This is a genomic window from Bacillus sp. NP247, from assembly GCF_018966865.1.
Lineage (GTDB): Bacteria > Bacillota > Bacilli > Bacillales > Bacillaceae_G > Bacillus_A.
This window is the reverse complement of the sequence record NZ_CP076653.1, coordinates 5,173,294-5,190,097: the sequence shown is the minus strand read 5'-3', so window position 1 is coordinate 5,190,097 and position 16,804 is coordinate 5,173,294. Positions and strand designations below refer to the sequence as shown.

Annotated in this window: 13 protein-coding genes and 2 pseudogenes; 4 read left to right on the top strand and 11 right to left on the bottom strand. The window is 33.4% G+C overall.

Going from position 1 to position 16,804, the window contains the following annotated elements; translation table 11 throughout:
- Positions 1 to 180 precede the first annotated feature (180 nt).
- Positions 181 to 642, bottom strand: coding sequence for a helix-turn-helix transcriptional regulator (locus tag KPL75_RS26845; RefSeq protein ID WP_219918680.1), 462 nt, complete (start codon positions 640 to 642; stop codon positions 181 to 183).
- A gap of 687 nt (positions 643 to 1,329) precedes the next feature.
- Between KPL75_RS26845 and KPL75_RS26840 the strand changes: the two genes are divergently transcribed.
- Complete coding sequence (locus tag KPL75_RS26840) at positions 1,330 to 2,331, top strand: alpha/beta hydrolase (protein ID WP_219918678.1); 1,002 nt, start codon at positions 1,330 to 1,332, stop codon at positions 2,329 to 2,331.
- A gap of 453 nt (positions 2,332 to 2,784) precedes the next feature.
- Here the strand turns inward: KPL75_RS26840 and pulA are convergent, their stop codons facing one another.
- From pulA to KPL75_RS26815, 5 genes and pseudogenes are all read right to left on the bottom strand, one after another.
- The gene (pulA, locus tag KPL75_RS26835) at positions 2,785 to 5,355 is read right to left on the bottom strand and encodes a type I pullulanase (RefSeq protein ID WP_219918676.1); all 2,571 of its coding nucleotides are present in this window, start codon (positions 5,353 to 5,355) and stop codon (positions 2,785 to 2,787) included.
- 482 nt (positions 5,356 to 5,837) lie between these two features.
- A complete protein-coding gene (locus tag KPL75_RS27620) occupies positions 5,838 to 5,918 on the bottom strand; it encodes a hypothetical protein (RefSeq protein ID WP_258237060.1) in 81 nt (26 codons plus the stop codon).
- Positions 5,919 to 5,941: 23 nt separating this feature from the next.
- Positions 5,942 to 6,298, bottom strand: a pseudogene (locus KPL75_RS27760) (peptidase M4 family protein); the annotation flags it as partial.
- A pseudogene (locus tag KPL75_RS27900) lies at positions 6,295 to 6,471 on the bottom strand (Holliday junction resolvase RecU); the annotation flags it as partial. The pseudogenes KPL75_RS27760 and KPL75_RS27900, both read right to left, overlap by 4 nt.
- A 45-nt stretch (positions 6,472 to 6,516) precedes the next feature.
- Entirely contained in the window at positions 6,517 to 7,119 is a 603-nt protein-coding gene (locus KPL75_RS26815) for a DUF6944 family repetitive protein (protein WP_219918672.1), read from the bottom strand.
- Positions 7,120 to 8,677: 1,558 nt separating this feature from the next.
- Here KPL75_RS26815 and KPL75_RS26810 point away from each other — a divergent pair.
- Together KPL75_RS26810 and secY are read left to right on the top strand one after the other, a co-directional pair.
- Positions 8,678 to 8,785: a YjcZ family sporulation protein gene (locus KPL75_RS26810; protein WP_078178596.1), complete on the top strand. Its 108-nt coding sequence runs from the start codon at positions 8,678 to 8,680 to the stop codon at positions 8,783 to 8,785.
- A gap of 812 nt (positions 8,786 to 9,597) precedes the next feature.
- Positions 9,598 to 10,902: a preprotein translocase subunit SecY gene (secY, locus tag KPL75_RS26805; protein ID WP_219918670.1), complete on the top strand. Its 1,305-nt coding sequence runs from the start codon at positions 9,598 to 9,600 to the stop codon at positions 10,900 to 10,902.
- Between the two features lie 55 nt (positions 10,903 to 10,957).
- On the opposite strand, the gene KPL75_RS26800 is transcribed toward secY, so the two are convergent.
- The 4 genes from KPL75_RS26800 to KPL75_RS26785 all read right to left on the bottom strand — a co-directional run bounded on the left by KPL75_RS26800 (position 10,958) and on the right by KPL75_RS26785 (position 14,341).
- Positions 10,958 to 11,188: a hypothetical protein gene (locus KPL75_RS26800; protein WP_258236998.1), complete on the bottom strand. Its 231-nt coding sequence runs from the start codon at positions 11,186 to 11,188 to the stop codon at positions 10,958 to 10,960.
- A gap of 167 nt (positions 11,189 to 11,355) precedes the next feature.
- Positions 11,356 to 12,018: a TetR/AcrR family transcriptional regulator gene (locus KPL75_RS26795; RefSeq protein WP_219918668.1), complete on the bottom strand. Its 663-nt coding sequence runs from the start codon at positions 12,016 to 12,018 to the stop codon at positions 11,356 to 11,358.
- A 24-nt stretch (positions 12,019 to 12,042) separates the two neighbouring features.
- Entirely contained in the window at positions 12,043 to 13,206 is a 1,164-nt protein-coding gene (locus tag KPL75_RS26790; RefSeq protein ID WP_219918666.1) for an FAD-dependent oxidoreductase, read from the bottom strand.
- Positions 13,207 to 13,423: 217 nt separating this feature from the next.
- Entirely contained in the window at positions 13,424 to 14,341 is a 918-nt protein-coding gene (locus tag KPL75_RS26785; protein ID WP_219918664.1) for a DMT family transporter, read from the bottom strand.
- Between the two features lie 148 nt (positions 14,342 to 14,489).
- Here KPL75_RS26785 and KPL75_RS26780 point away from each other — a divergent pair, with 148 nt between their 5' ends.
- Positions 14,490 to 15,929 (top strand): MocR-like pyridoxine biosynthesis transcription factor PdxR, encoded by a 1,440-nt coding sequence (locus KPL75_RS26780; protein ID WP_219918662.1) that lies wholly within the window; start codon positions 14,490 to 14,492, stop codon positions 15,927 to 15,929.
- A 340-nt stretch (positions 15,930 to 16,269) separates the two neighbouring features.
- On the opposite strand, the gene KPL75_RS26775 is transcribed toward KPL75_RS26780, so the two are convergent.
- Entirely contained in the window at positions 16,270 to 16,692 is a 423-nt protein-coding gene (locus KPL75_RS26775; RefSeq protein WP_002147682.1) for a DUF3995 domain-containing protein, read from the bottom strand.
- Positions 16,693 to 16,804: the final 112 nt, after the last annotated feature.

The following is a 16,804-nucleotide window of genomic DNA, read 5'->3' as shown; positions in this document are numbered from 1 at the left end:
TTTAATTGCATAACATAGTCCGTTTAAGAACATGAGTGGTGTTTCCACACATTCCAACGTACAGCAAATTAATTGAGTAATAAATTTATTCTATGTGTAATCATTACTGTAAGCCCAAAGAAAAGGAGAACCAGTCTAATATAGGTATATATCCCTATTTCTTCAGTCTTAAGAAATTATTTAATTTTCTGGATTCCCTGTTAATTTATCAAGTTGATCTAGTGCTTTTTCTAAATCAAACGAATTAAACCAACGGTAATCATGTTTGTCTAAAATACGATAATGCTTGCTAATCAGATTTTGTTGTAAGCGAAAGTCCCCTTTTTCTTGAATTTGTTTCCACCAGACTTTTCCTCCCAATGTTTTTTCTTTGAAGTTGTTAATACTTTTATGGGCTATTGTTTCGATCACTACTAACGGATCATCTCCTAGAGTGGACTGTAAAACCTCACTATCCCTAAATAATGCACAAATAGCAACGGTATTGGTCCAACCCATATTAGATCTTCCCTTCTCGATTTGAACAAGTGTTTTCTTTGAAATGCCGAGAACTTCAGCCATTTTATCCTGCGTATACCCTTTTTCAGTACGAATTAACTTTATTTTCGTTGAAATGAGTTCAGTTATAATCTCCTTATTCACTTTCTCTCCTCCTTTAAAAAGTAACTTATGTATCATTTAGTGTAATTTTACACTTTCGCTCATCTTTTTTCAACTCGATTTTTTTCCTAGACCTGGAAAGGAAAAATCAGCGATCATCCAATATTTTAATATATACATATCATCTTTTTATGAAAACACTTCTTTTAATTACGAACAACGTATTGTAGCACAGAAATTATTTGTAATTAACGAGGGTGGAATTTGGTAGAGGAATATAAATAAAGCAAGAAAAAAGACCACCAGGGTAAACTGTGTGGTCTTTTTCAGAGGCGGGAAATTTTATAAAGATAATAACTTAATTAAAACTCAAAATAAGTATAACCTTATATTATACCTTTTGATACGAAAATAAGCATGTTCATGTTCTCTTATATTAATGAGAATATGAACTTACTTTTTAGATTTTAGTGTAAATTATTTATGGTTTTATTTTTTTGCTAGCTTTATAATATAATATACAAATTTATCACCTGTTTTTATAATTCAAGCACCTAATATTAGGAAAAGAGAATATTTGATACATTGGTATTCTTCTAGAAATACATTATTGATTATTCATGATGAATAATCAATAATCCTTTTAATATTTTATAATTAATTTACAGTATAAATAAAATATAAATTCTGTCCATAGTTTAAACAATATGTATTTTGGAGGAGGTTAATTTGATTTTTTCAAAACTCATTGATCGATACGCCTTGTATGATTTGCACAAAAAAAGAAGTGTCGAGTTTCAGTATACTTCTCTTTCTAACACCTCACTAGATATAAAGGACATAGAATTTTTTTATAAAGTACAACCATCTGATATTCATTTTAACATTAAGCATGCAAAGCAGGAAAAAGAATACATGGTTGGACAGTTCAAATATAAAAGCTCGGTTCAATCTGGTGATTCACGCAACGACTCTGTAACAGGGGAATTATTTTTACATAAAAATGAAGATGCACCTCATGTCATCTTTGTTCATGGTTGGAGAATGGATTCTAACGAACGTGTAAAAAAAATATTTCACGACCATATGACCAACTTGAAGTGGAATATGTATTATTTCACTCTACCCTATCATTTTGAAAGAAAGCCCAACCATTCCTTATTCAGTGGAGAGTACATGGTAAGTGCCGATATTGAACGAACTTTACAAGCCACTAGACAAGCAGTAGCTGATTTACGAGCTTTGATTAAATGGATTAAAGCAAATAAAAATGGCCCCTTGATTTTAATAGGAGTCAGTTTAGGTGGGGTTATTACCAACTTAACATCTCTTGTTGAACCAGAGATTGATGTATTAGCATCCATTTTCTACGCGAATCGACTTTCTTATTCGATTTGGAAGACAAATCCAGGTAAATTTATTAGAGAAGACTTGGAACATCATGGTGTAACGTATGATGATTTAATAAATTATTGGAAAATCACTGAACCGAGTCAAGCATTACCAAAAGTGAAAAAAGAAAATATTTTATTAATTTCAGGCAAGCACGATCTATATGTGCATCCTGAGGATACGGACTATTTGTGGGAATCCTGGGAAAGACCTACAAGATATATTTATACATGTGGACATGCTGGGATTGTTCTTAAACGTAAAAAAATTGCAACTGATACTATCAATTTTATTCAGAATCGATTGAACTCCCCACACTTTCCCAATGCGATGCCTTAAAGCGAGAAATTACTAAGTACGGAATCTTATACTTGCAATGTTTCATTTTATACTAAGCTCACTTTTAAACCTTCCTTTCTTCTGTTTTCACCCTTAACCTTACATGATTGGAAACTGATATAGAATTTAGGAAGTAACTCTGAAATAAACTCGCCATATGGAAAAGCGCTACTTATTCACCAGAAATTATTGTTATTTATCCTTCTTATGCAATATTACATATAAAATGCTTTATTTGTTCTGTTATAATTTTAAGAGTAAATTATTCATCCATTAATTTACACCATCCATATCTACATTTATGGAAACCCTAATTACACATAAAAAAAGAGAAGAACCTTGGTGAGTTCTTCTCTTTTTGTTTATTAAATTGTAATATAATTACAGTATGTGAAATTATACTAAGTTAACTTTTAAAGCGAAGTGAAAATAACCTCACTTCACTTTTTGCATTTATTTAATCGGTTTCTCAGTTTTTAAAACGAATGAACTTAATGCAGGAACTTTAATTTTATTATCATGGACAACATAAAGTGTTTTACTTCCGGCTTGCTTACCATCTACTAGTACTTTCCAAGGACCTTTCGATGGAAGCGTTATGTCAACGGCTTCTCTATTTGCATTGTGAGCCACCATAAAGTATTCGCTTTTATTCCCATTGCCCTTTCCATCTATTGAATAAGCCACAACATTTTTGGGCGCATCAATAAAAGATACATGTTTTTTAATTTGCTCTGCAGATGTCATTCGAAAAGCTGAGTGCTTTTTCCGTAAATCTATTAAGCCCTTCATATAATCTACTTCATTATTAAATGCTGCACGGCGCAACCAATCCATTTGGTTAATTGAATCAGGAGATTTGTAACTGTTATGATCACCATATTTTGTGCGCATAAACTCTTGTCCTGCATGTAAAAATGTAATACCTTGTGATGTTAATAAAATAGAAGAAGACAATTTATGCATTTGTTTTCGCACTTCTTCACTGTCACCTGGATTAGTCAACTCAAGTTTATCCCATAATGTATGATTGTCATGTGCTTCCACATAAGTTAGCACCTGCTCCGGATCTTGATAAGTAGACGAATTTGTATCATAGTCAATACCGGCCGTAATGCCTTTTTTAATACGGTCTTCCATGTTTTGTTTTCCATTTACAAAACCATTTTCTTTCTCTTCAAATACACTACCTTTCAATCCATCACGTATATTATCGTTAAAATGAGCAATCCCTTTCATTTTCTCCGCGTTTTTTTGATTTGCTTTCAACTCAGCTGCAAGAGGTGTATTTAAATCCCAACCTTCCCCATGCAGAATAATAGAAGGGTCAATTTGATTAACAGCTTTACGTATTTCATTCATCGTTTCATAATCATGAATGCCCATTAAATCAAAACGGAATCCATCTAAATTGTATTCTTTTGTCCAGTATGTGATAGAATCAACCATAAACTTCCTCATCATTTTTCGTTCTGAAGCGGTATCATTTCCTACTCCAGTTCCATTTGCAAATGTTCCATCTTCATTGTATCGATAATAATAACCTGGAACTAACTTATGAAAATTAGATTCAGCGGCATTATACATATGATTATATACTACGTCCATTACAACACGAAGGTTATTATCGTGAAGCACTTGAATCATTTGCTTTAATTCAGTTATTCGAACAGTCGGCTCATAAGGATTTGTAGAATAGGAGCCCTCTGGAACGTTGAAATTTTTCGGGTCATATCCCCAGTTGTATTGTGGTTCATTTAAAGTTTCTTCATTTACTGATGCATAATCAAATATCGGTAAAAACTGAACGTGCGTAACACCAAGATCTTTCATATGATCAAGTCCTGTTTTAACACCTTCAGGACCCTTTGTTCCTTTTTCTGTTACCCCTAAATATTTTCCTTTCTGCTTAATGCCACTTTCAGGTTGGATGGAAAGATCGCGTACATGCAATTCATAAATAATAGCATCTTCCGGATTTTTAAATTCCGGTTTTTTGTTTGCTTTCCATTTTTTCGGATTTGTTTCTTCTAAATTAACAACTGTACCTTTATCGCCATTTACAGAAGCAGCACGCACATATGGATCAACTGCTTCAGTCCACTTATCTCCAATTTTCACCTTATACGTATAAAAGAGACCTTTTTGATTCCCTTTAAGTTCTGCTTTCCAAGTTCCCTTTTCACCTTGTTGCATGTTTATTTCAGTACCTATTTTATCGTCCCATTTTTTATATGTAACTAACTTCGCTTCACTCGCAGTAGGAGCCCATACACGGAACTTTGTGTGTTGCGGGGTATATGTGTTACCTAAATCAGTTCCGCTATAATAAAATAAATTGTCAAATTCTTCACTACGAATGACTTTACCGATTTCAGTATTCGTATCAGCTAAGTTTTCTATTTTAACTTTGTATGTCCGTTTTAAATCAATTTTCTGTTCCGTAATTATTTTCACCTTATTAGTAATATCTCCACCATTTTTATCAAAAGGATTAATTTCCTTAACTTTAATGCCCTCAATTTCAATTTTCTGTTCCTTACTATTAAACGGAACATTAGTCGTTACAGTGATTTCATTAAAACTATCAATAGTAGCTTTTTGAATTGAGAGATCCGAAGAAGGCTTAAAGTTATATACTTTTTCATCACCCGAAAGAATCCATACTTCAGCACGACCGTCCTTTATATTTTCAATCCAACGATCCCCACCATCTTTTTCCCACTCATTCGTACGAATGATAAATCCTACACGATTATAGTCACCATCTACTTTAATCTTTGCGTATTTTCCAAATTCATCTTCACCAGTAAATTCATAAGATTTACCATTTGCATTTTCTCCCCACATCCAAAGATTCCAGTCTTTTGTATTTCCAGGCTGCTCTTTGTAATGAATGATAATTTCAGTTGTTTTCGAATTTGAAACGGCCTTCACATTCTGAAATGAGAAAACAGAGGATAACATAACGATTATAGTAAGTAATAAAACTGATTTGTTAATTAGTCTTTTGGTCATTTGCACCACATACACCCTTTCTTTAAATAGTACGAGCGATTTATATGCTCGTCTAAATTACCCTACTTAAATTAATCTAGAAATCTCTTTTACTTCACCCCCATATTGGCTATTTTCATGTATGTATTTCAATGATCTTTTAATACGAAAGCGCTTGCATTAAAACTTAAAAAATAGATTTCTTTATGCCTTCATATATTTGTAAATACTAAAAGATCAGGGAAATCATTTTAAAGCAATCGTTTGTTATCGCTTTCATTCTATAGCACTTACTATTAAGAGGTCAATATATTATTAATTTTCTATTTTTATATACTTTACATCTTGTATATTTCTCGCAACTTATTGAAGATAGACAGCGTTACTATTAATTAGTAAGTCTATTTTCACTAATGCATTGCCACATAAAAAAACAGCTATTATCCTTAAAGTGACATTAGCTATTTTTCATAATGTATTAATATATGAATGAAAACTATATATCTAACTTACTTAATTTTTGCTGCATCAAATGCCTTTTGCACTGCTTGAACTTCAGCTGTATTCGCCCCATATTTATTTGTTGCCACTCGAATACATGCTGATTTTAATTCTTTGAAATTAGAAGTGTACGAGATATACCTAAATCATCTTTTCCTGTTCCAGTTAATGATGTAAGACTGCTTTTTTTACTTTCCTTTAAGGCTCCAACTAGTTTTTCATTTGCTTTTAAATTAGATTCTTGTACCATATTCTTTAACATATCACCATTTTGGGCATTTACTAAATAAGTTTTAGAAACATAGTTTGGTGTTGCAGCTTCAAATGTAACTTGGCATGCATTGCTAGCTTGTCCATTATTTTCATCAACAAAAATAACTTCCTTAACTTCCGGTTCAGAAATAAACTTGATATCGTTCCCATATTTCGTATAAATATATTGTTTTGCTTCTTCTTTTGATAGATAAATTCTACTGTACTTTTAGCTTCATAGAATCCATTTAGTACGCGGCCACCTTTACTCTTTAACACCTTCACAGGAGTCAGACGCTTGTTTATAAACGCCACTCCCCCTCTTTGATACATTTTATTCGCTAGATTGATAAGCATTTCAAATGCCATTCCACGGTTTCCTAGTCCCATTGTTATTCCTCGTCCTCTATTAAAAGGATTATTTTATTAAATCCTCTATGAATTATTTTCTTCTATCTCTTGGCTTTCTTCTCTTATTTGACCAATTAATGAAACTACTGAACCGACTGCTTGGACCCAACTCCCCATAATCACTATAAGCTGCCCATCCTCCTCATCACCTTTCGAAATTCCCTCCACTTTATCCCGACTAGCTTTCAATTCATCTATCCCCCCTATTGCCTGTAATGAATTACCAGTCGCTTGTAACATATTTCCGACAATGTTATAAGATTCATCTATATTTGAACTATCCTCTATTTCCCCACCTATTGCTGTAACACCGCCTAATGCCTGTACCCAATTCCCTGCAATTACTAATTTTTTTTGCGTTTCATCTTCAAAATTTATAATGAGTCCTGTTAGAACCGTTACATTACCAATTGATTGGATTCCGTGACCAATCAATTCAAAGGATATTTCTCCTTGTCCATCAGCTTCCAGACCGTTCCCCGTTGCCTGTAATACATTGCCACATATGCTCAAGTCTTTTCTTAATTCACTGTTCAACCTTTTTAAAGGTGTACTCCCAAGCGCAGCAATAATTGTCCCTACTGTAACAAACCAGGCGCCAACTATCTCCTTAATCGGATCATCCATTCTCAATCTATCCCGTCATTAATTTATTACTTACAGGATATGAATTGGCACCTATCCTGGTTAATATCCTACTTCTTTCCCTCTGAATAAAACCCAATATTCCGTCAATAGTATAGAAAACCCATTTCTTAACCATATTCCATGGTTGGAGCAGTTAGCTTTTGCTAGCTGCACTTTTATTTGTGACCTTTTCAGACAAGTATTCATATAATGGACTCATTCCTTTCTTATAACTTAAGCTCGTCACTTGAATTATAAAAATTGGATTATAATAACCTATAACTTTTTTCAGGATCATACATAATTTATTTCTGAGAAAGTGCTTTATTTTACTAAAAGGTGGTTGCGGAAACAACCGCCTTTTTATTTATGACAAAATGAAATTTTCATTAGCTTATCACCATTAGATTGGACGAGCATATATTATTAACATAAGGATTTTCCCCTCATGGAATTCTCTTTACAAAGAGCATTTATATACAGTGCTATTTTTTCATTTTTACTTTCTATTAAATAGCGTTTTTGTTAAAATTCTTTTCAACTTTTAACTGGACAAGCATATGTTATTGTATGGGGATTATCCACTCATAGAAATCCACCTTTCTTATCTAAGAGCATGCTTATATGTATGCTCTTTTTTACTTACTATGAAATAACGATTTCAATCCGCTTTTGCTTGTCCATCTCTCATTCCCCTTTACGGATAATCTTTTTTTGTATTACACATACTACCTCTAATCCGGTCTCTCCCAGGCTGCACTCTTTCAAAACGGAAAGTGCTCCTCCGTGCCGTGCAAGAACATAGCGGGCAACTTAAACTGTTGCCTGCTGTTTTTATGTATAATCATAAAATTTCTTGTACAAACTGTTTAGAGAAAACGTCTTATGCCATTTGATGCAATCTCCAGCACAGGTTATTTGTACGACCGTTCCGATAAAAGGAGCGGTCTTATTTATCTCCGCATTACTTTTCTATTCAAATAACGCTTTTGTTCATTTAAAATCGATTAACTATTATTTAAAATATTGGAAACATTTATCCAATGTTTCTTCCGAACACTCATGATATTATTTTATTTGGTTACTGGTTTTCATCAACCCGAGAACTCAGTAGCTACATCCACAGGCTCAACTCTCACCCTTTTGAGAGTTGAGCTTTTATTTATAAGATGATCCCCACACTCTCTGCATAATTGTACAAAATTCAAATAATGCGCCCTATTGTTGTCCCTAATGAACTAAAGCATATAACCAACAAATTAACGTTCAAAGACTGGGAGGAACTACTTAATGTCACATGAACGTAATCTAGTAGAGGTACCACCACATGCCCATCAAGCTAAAATTTCACAGTACCCCAGAACGAAATTTTGTACTAACTTGTAACAAGAAATTGTACATTTTCACCTGGAGATGCCAATTTTCTTGTTTCGGGGTACTTGCTTTTCTTAACTTGATAGCGATGTGGCTAGATTCCTATAAAAATAAAGAAAAGTGAACCCGTTAAAATACATGAGTGGCCTCTTGTTTTCGCCTCTTATCTAAAGGAGGAACTATTATGGGATTTGGTGGTAGTTGCGGCGGTGGCGGCTTTGCTGGAGGATTTGCTTTATTAGTTGTGTTATTTATTTTATTAATCATAGTTGGGGCATCTTGCTTCTGCTAAAAAAGCTATCGGAAAAGACACTTTTATATGGGTGTCTTTTCTTTATGACCTTCATCATCAACTATTTAAAGTTTCTTTAAACTATTACATAACATATGTTTTTTGTACCATGCTTTGTTGATACATTTAGCCTTCACAGATGTTGAAGGTTTAGACTTATTCCTTAGTGTAGCCATATCATTAGAACATCCTGCAATATTTAGACAGAATGCAGCCAATAAAAACGATAATATTAATTTATTCAAATGATCACTTCTACCTCTTTTTTAGTTAACATTTTTCCATAAAATAAGTTCCTTACTAATTTTACATTTGATTAAAGGTCAGAAAATATTCTTATACTCATAAATTGTTACGTTTGAATTAGGAGGAATTATGAGTTACTGCGGTTCTTGCAGTGACTTTGGTGAAGAATTCGGTTTCTAAAAAAGTGGGTCAAGTCAGAGAAAGGCACCTTATGGCGTCTTTTCTTTTTTTATTATAAGAAACTCCTCAAGCATTCATATACTTGAGGAGTTATCCATTTCTCGTCGTTCTAGCGTTAAATACATGTAAAAAATCGCTCTATTCATGCATTTTTCATGCGTATGTATGTACATTTGCTAATTTATTAGTTATATTATGGGTATTGAATGATTACGAAGATAATCTATCGCTTATATAAACACTTGTATATTTATATCCGTGAAAACTACAAAATGTATAAAATTCCATTTGTCAAATGAATTTAATGCGGAAGGAGGTTTGTGGTTACTTCATCGGGATATAATAATCGGTTTTATTGAACTGATAAAAATACAGGAGGCGACATGATGTTTCGTACGATTTCAAATTTTATGAGAGTAGCTGAGATAAGAAACAAAATTCTTTTTACACTAGCGATGTTAATTGTTTTTCGAATTGGCACGTTTATTCCAGTTCCTCACACTAACGCAGAGGTATTAAAAGTACAAGATCAAGCCAACGTTTTAGGCATGCTGAACGTATTTGGCGGAGGAGCACTTCAACACTTCTCAATCTTTGCTGTGGGTATCACACCATATATTACAGCTTCTATTATTGTACAATTACTACAAATGGACGTTGTACCTAAATTTACAGAATGGGCAAAGCAAGGAGAAATGGGCCGTAAGAAATCAGCTCAATTCACTCGATACTTTACAATCATTCTCGCATTCATACAAGCCATTGGGATGTCTTATGGCTTTAATAATATAGCAGGCGGACAATTAATAACAGATACAAGCTGGACTACATACTTATTTATCGCGACAGTTTTAACTGCTGGTACTGCATTTTTACTTTGGTTAGGTGAACAAATTACCGCTAACGGTGTTGGTAATGGAATCTCAATGATTATCTTCGCAGGACTTGTTGCGGCGATTCCAAATGTCGCAAATCAAATTTATTTACAACAATTCCAAAACGCAGGCGATCAGTTATTTATGCACATTATAAAAATGGTCTTAATTGGACTCGTAATTTTAGCAATTGTTGTTGGTGTTATTTACATCCAACAAGCAGTTCGAAAAATACCGATTCAATATGCAAAAGCTGTTTCAGGAAACAATCAATATCAAGGAGCAAAAAATACTCATTTACCTCTTAAAGTAAATAGTGCAGGAGTTATTCCAGTAATCTTTGCTTCAGCGTTTTTAATGACGCCGCGTACAATTGCGCAGCTCTTCCCTGACTCGAGCGTATCTAAATGGTTAATTGCGAATCTTGATTTTGCACATCCGTTTGGAATGACGCTTTATGTTGGTCTTATCGTTGCTTTCACATACTTCTACGCATTTATTCAAGTAAATCCTGAACAAATGGCTGAGAATTTGAAAAAGCAAAACGGATATGTCCCAGGTATTCGTCCAGGTAAATCTACAGAACAGTATGTAACAAAAATTTTATACCGTTTAACATTTATCGGTGCGATTTTCTTAGGAGCAATTTCAATATTACCGCTTGTATTTACAAAAATCGCTACATTACCACCATCTGCTCAAATCGGTGGTACAAGTTTACTAATCATCGTAGGTGTTGCATTAGAAACGATGAAGACGTTAGAAAGTCAACTTGTGAAGCGTCATTATAAAGGTTTTATAAAGAAAGTGAACTAATAAAAAAACACTAGATTTTAAAGATCTAGTGTTTTTTATTCTATCTGTATCTTAACTACCAAAAAAGCAGTTCCTTATTCTCACCTTCAATACATCTCTTAGCTGTTATAAAGAGTCTCATCATGATTTTATCAATAGTTAGATAATCGGGTACAAAGTCTTTTAATATAATTAATTTGTGACTAACAACTCTATTACCATCTTTTATCCCAAAGGTTTTCACTTCTAAGTATTCTATTTTACCTAAAAGTAAATCTATACCTTGATATATTAGCACTTCAATCATTTAACCTCTTTGTTATCAGGGGTATATTGTGTAAGTTGTCTATTACTATCGTATAAAAAGAGATGTTGAAATTAATTAACAATGTGGTTTGCGGACACAGATATCATATTTTTCTTTCAAAAAAACAGAGTGCCGCTCATTTAGCTCTCTGTTTTAAACTAATTATATTATTGCGCATGTAAAATACCTTGCAAAACAACTTCTAATCCCCAGCGGAATCGTTCTTCTCCACCAGATAACATATCTTCTTTTAGACTTACAATCATTGGATACCTTTTTGTATCTAAAGTCTCATATGAAGCACGAATTGAGTCAAGAGTGGTACCTTTTTCTTTGCGAGCTGTTTGTTCATATGCGACCGAAGCAGCATATAACAGTAAAATATCTACTCCCCACGCCGATCCTCTTGCATTAACCCCACCTTCATGTAACTGACGCAAAATCTGTTCAGTAAGGGCTAAAGAATTTGGTCCAATTGGAATTGTCATTAAAGCTAATTCTGCCATTCCAGAAGAGTCGAATAAAATTCGAAAATATGAATGTACAAGTGCAAATAGCTCTTTTTTCCATGGTTCATTTTTCTCATCTGTTATTTCAATTTTCCCTAGACCATAATCTAATACATACGCTCTTAATTCATCAGCATTTTTTACGTATACATATAAAGAAGACGGCCCGGTATCTAATACTTTTGCAATTTTACGCATACTAAGGCCAGAAATACCTTCAGACTCTAATAGGTCATAAGCAGTCTTCACAATGATTTCCTTACTTAACGGTTCTTTTGCTGGTCGTGAACGACGACTAGTAATATTCGTTTGTTCTTCCATAGTTCTCCTTTAGTAAATATTTTTTTATTGTTGCTCATGAAGTTGATTCATAAGATTATACATTTTCATAGCAGCATCCTCTGAGAAACAAATCTCCAGATTATCATTTGACACTTCAGCGGATTGAGAAGAATAATCGTACATTTTTTCTTCATAACTTTCAATCGCTTTGTTCCAATCATCGTGTTTTATAAGAGATAATGCAAGCTCTGCCGCATCACGCATCGCAAGGTTCACACCTTCACCCGCAAATGGAGACATTAAATGAGCTGCATCACCAATTAAAGTAACACCAGGCGTACTTTTCCAAGTTAGTCCAACAGGTAACATATAAATTCGTCTAGGAAAAATCGCACCATCTGCACATCGAATATAATTTTTAAGTGTTTCATCCCAGTCTTCGAAATACTGTAGAAGTTGATGTTTTGCTTCTTCTAAATTTTCAAATGGAATTCCACAATTATCAAGCCATTTTTTATCTGTTCTAAAACTTAAATATACGCGAATACTGTCATCTCCATTTAATTGCGCAAGAATTCCTTTATGCTCCGCAAGTGCAAATACTTTGCCACGTCGATTGAATTTCGCCATCTGAGGATGATTTTTCGTTACATTTTTCAAATTCAATTCTACCATGCTAATTCCAGTATATTGTGGTATAGAATTTGTGACAAGTGGACGAATTCGAGAGAAGGCACCATCTGCTGCTACCACTAAATCAACAGTGTCTACATGTCCATTTTCAAAATGCAGTTCATGTATACCATTTTCTATAGAAATGGCTTTTGTTAAGTTATAGCCCCAATGTATACATTCCGGATCAACAGAATTTAAAAGTAATTCACGTAAAGTGCCTCGATCAATTTCTGGACGATCCCCGCCATTAGGATCCGCTACTTCATCTAAATATATTTTTCCGTTCTTATCAAATAAACGAAAATCTTCTCCCTCATATCTAGCAAATTCATTAAATTGTTCTAACAATCCTGCTTCTTTAAGCGCCTCTTGTCCGGAATCGTGATGAATATCTAATGAACCTCCTTGTTGCCGAATCCATGGCGATGTTTCTCTTTCATATACGACACATTTTAAACCATGTTTCTGTAATATACGAGCTAATGTTAAACCTCCTGGTCCAGCACCTATAATTGCAATACGTTTTTCTCCTTTATTTTTTCTTTCCATCATTTATCACACCTTATATTTTATTAAATTACTTGTTTTATTTATAACATAACGTACACTGTTCGTAAAGTACACCGTTCGTTAATTATTAAGCAAATTATGTTAAACTTAATGTGTAAAAATAAAAAGCATGTTACAAGTCAGTAGTAACATGCTTTTTAAGTTAATAAAGTAATAATACTTTATTAACTTAATAGTCCAATGATTTCTTTTATATTATTTAAATTTCTTTCTTCAATAACTTCCCTTGCTTAAAATAGACGCCCAGCGTAGAACGATTTGCTAAAAATACACCAATCAAGATTAAACAAGCACCAATTCCCATTGTAGGATTTAATGGTTCTCCTAATACAAAATAACCTACAATAACAGCGATTAACGGAGATACATATAACCACGTTGATGGAAATACAGGATTTGTTTTTGATAAAAGCCAGTAATATAAACCGTGTCCACCGATAGATCCTATAAATATGAGATATAAAATTGGCCATTGTACATTCCAAGATGTTAATACAGCTAGATTTGGCTGTTCCATTACACCAGATACAATTAACAGCAAGATTCCCCCATAAAACATTTGAATACCGTTAATGAGAAATGGTGATACATCAGGTAAATCTGAAAGTATTTCTTTTGAACGAATAGAACCTATTCCATAAAACAACTCTCCTACTATTATAATAAGGCAAGCGATACTCCATATTAATGTAAGTTCTTGATGCATTCCAGGTAAAGAAATACAAAAAACGCCTATAAGTGCTATAACTAAAGCAACAAGTTGTTCTTTTTGCAATTTTGTTTTGTTTCGCCTTGATTGTAATAGCAAGATCATCATTGGGGCCGTAGCGGATAGAACTGCAGCTAATCCAGAAGAAATATATTGTTCTGCCCAGTAAAGGGTCGCGAATGTCATAAATGTTAAACAAAAACCAGCATATATAATACGTTTCGATAATAAGTAAGGCATAATATCCTTTCGCTTTAATTTAAAAAGAATAATGAGAATAAGGCCCGCCAAAAAGAAACGAATTCCAGCTGAAAATAATGGTGGTGCCCCCGCTTCTATTCCAATTTTTATCGTTAAAAATGTCGTTCCAAAAATAATACATACTAAAATATAATTTAAAATGACCATTTTCCTTCCTCCTTTTTACTCTTGAAATGAGTATAGAGGATATGGTGTATAACAGTGTATCCACGCATATAACAGTTGAATAAAAATATAGTTGATTGTCAGGATGTTTTTCGCTTTAATTAAATTAAAAAGAAAAACAGGTGATTCTATGAAGATAGTACTACGTAAAGAATCCAACATACCATATTACCAACAAATATATATGCAAATTGTTGAGAGAATTCAAAGCGGGATGCTTTCACATGGCGATTACCTCCCTTCTTTACGTTCTATGGCCGATGATTTGCAAATTAGTTTATTAACTGTTCGTAAAGCTTATAAACAGTTAGAAACGAAAGGTTATATACGAATTGAACAAGGAAAAGGTGCCTATATACATAAACGTGTGAATAAAGATTTCAAACCAATTCCATATCAATGGCAACAAACGAAATCCATTAATGTTATGCGTTCTCAATATGTGATGAACCAACACCGTAAATATTTCGATTTTTCACAGGCGGTCCTTTATCCGCGTTTATTACCAAATCCGTTTCTTTCAGATGAAATGCTCAAATTACTTAATAAAGATCAAATGATACTAGCAACTTACGGACCTGTTCAAGGCGATAAAGAACTTAGAGTGGAAATAACAAACTACTTAAAAGAACACCAACAATTAGTTACAGATCCATCTCAATTATTAATTACAAGTGGTGCCCAGCAAGGAATTGATTTAATTGCCCAAACATTATTAAAGCCCGGAGACTTAGTGCTAGTAGAAAGTCCATGTTACGGAGCGGCGCTTGATGTATTTGTTAATAAAGGCGTTCAGATTATCCCTGTTAGCCTTGACAACAACGGCATTCGCTCAGATTTAATCGATGATATTTGTCAAAGAAAGAATCCTGTTTTATTATATGTGAATCCTACTTTTCAGAATCCAACAGGTACAGTAATGAGTAAAGAACGAAGAATAGAACTTGTAGAACTAGCAGAGCTTTATAACTTCTTCATTATTGAGGATGACTCTTTCGGAGAAATTTATTTTGAGGATGCTATAGTACCTCTCACCATAAAAAGCTTTGATACAAATGGTCACGTCATATATTTAAAAGGATTTAGTAAAACGCTAGCACCAGGTCTTCGCATCGCGGCGCTTGCAGCTGAGGGTCCTATTTTTGAATGGTTATATGCCGTGAAAGCTTCGATGGATATAGGTAGTCCCTTATTGACACAAAAAGCACTACTTCCTTTTTTACGAGCGGAACGAATGAAAAATCATTTAGAAAAATTACGTACTGCTTTACAAATTAGACGCGATTTAACAATTGATATATTATCTCCATTAAAAGAATTAGAATTTGAAATACCTAATGGAGGATTTAACTTATGGGTTACACTCCCTCAGTCAATCGATCCTTTTACATTATTACAAAAAACGAATGAAGTAGATGTTTCTTTTTTACCCGGCACAGCTTGTCTGTTAAGCCATGAAACTCAATATAATCATTTGCGAATTAGTTATTCAATGTTAAATGAAAAAGATATGTTGATTGGATTAGAAAGATTACATGATACAATTGCCAAGTTTAAATCAATGATTTAAACTCCAAAACAACTACTAATCTCTTATTCACACAATAAAAAACCAACACTTTAAAATTTTATTAAAAGTCAAGATATAAGCTGAACCTATTATTAATAGTGAATTCTTATCTAATGTCATACATTATATTTATAAAAATTAAAAGGATAGAAGAGCTTGAATAAATTCGCCCTATCTATCCTCTTTTTAAACACAAATGACTAATCATAGCGGACTTCGCTGTCACCAGAACCCGTATTGCTCTATTGCTATGCTCAAACCTCTTTTTATTACTACTTGTTCAATAGGAGGTGTTTTCTTCCTGTATAAAATTTATTTTATAGGGAATTCATTATACTTATTAAAACAACAACATGATATAGACAAAGCCAAAAAATAAACATAATGGACTATAAAACCAAGTGTCGTATCTAGCAAACTGAGAATGTTTAATTTTTTTGAAAAATCCAACAAACTTAAAATCACCAATTGCCCTAATAATGAAAACTAAAGCACAGACAATACTTCCGATTTTAGATAAACTATTTGCTTGGAATCCCTGCAAATAACCTACTTGAACAACAATAATGACACTAGCTAGTAGAATAAGAATGGCTATGAATAATGTTCCCCATATTCTCGGAGTAAAAGCTGGCTTATGTTCTCCCTCTTTTACTGGGATAACAGCGGCAGAACCCCATCGACCTCCAAAAGCCCAATAAATATGCAAAAAACTGATAAAACACAGAAGCACTACAGCTACTAATGTTAATAGTAATTTCATTTATTCGCCCCCAATGTCGTAACTTCAAAAATAACATACACTACCGTATGTTACAGTAAAAATTTTGTCCCTTCAGGTTTTATAACCATATTAGGGACACATATTATCGAAT

Bases quoted from the DNA above. Each gene is read 5' to 3' on its own strand.
- KPL75_RS26815 (WP_219918672.1), bottom strand. From the start codon at position 7,119: ATGGATGATCCGATTAAGGAGATAGTTGGCGCCTGGTTTGTTACAGTA.
- KPL75_RS26810 (WP_078178596.1), top strand. From the start codon at position 8,678: ATGGGATTTGGTGGTAGTTGCGGCGGTGGCGGCTTTGCTGGAGGATTT.
- secY (WP_219918670.1), top strand. From the start codon at position 9,598: ATGTTTCGTACGATTTCAAATTTTATGAGAGTAGCTGAGATAAGAAAC.
- KPL75_RS26800 (WP_258236998.1), bottom strand. From the start codon at position 11,188: ATGATTGAAGTGCTAATATATCAAGGTATAGATTTACTTTTAGGTAAA.
- KPL75_RS26795 (WP_219918668.1), bottom strand. From the start codon at position 12,018: ATGGAAGAACAAACGAATATTACTAGTCGTCGTTCACGACCAGCAAAA.
- KPL75_RS26790 (WP_219918666.1), bottom strand. From the start codon at position 13,206: ATGATGGAAAGAAAAAATAAAGGAGAAAAACGTATTGCAATTATAGGT.
- KPL75_RS26785 (WP_219918664.1), bottom strand. From the start codon at position 14,341: ATGGTCATTTTAAATTATATTTTAGTATGTATTATTTTTGGAACGACA.
- KPL75_RS26780 (WP_219918662.1), top strand. From the start codon at position 14,490: ATGAAGATAGTACTACGTAAAGAATCCAACATACCATATTACCAACAA.
- KPL75_RS26775 (WP_002147682.1), bottom strand. From the start codon at position 16,692: ATGAAATTACTATTAACATTAGTAGCTGTAGTGCTTCTGTGTTTTATC.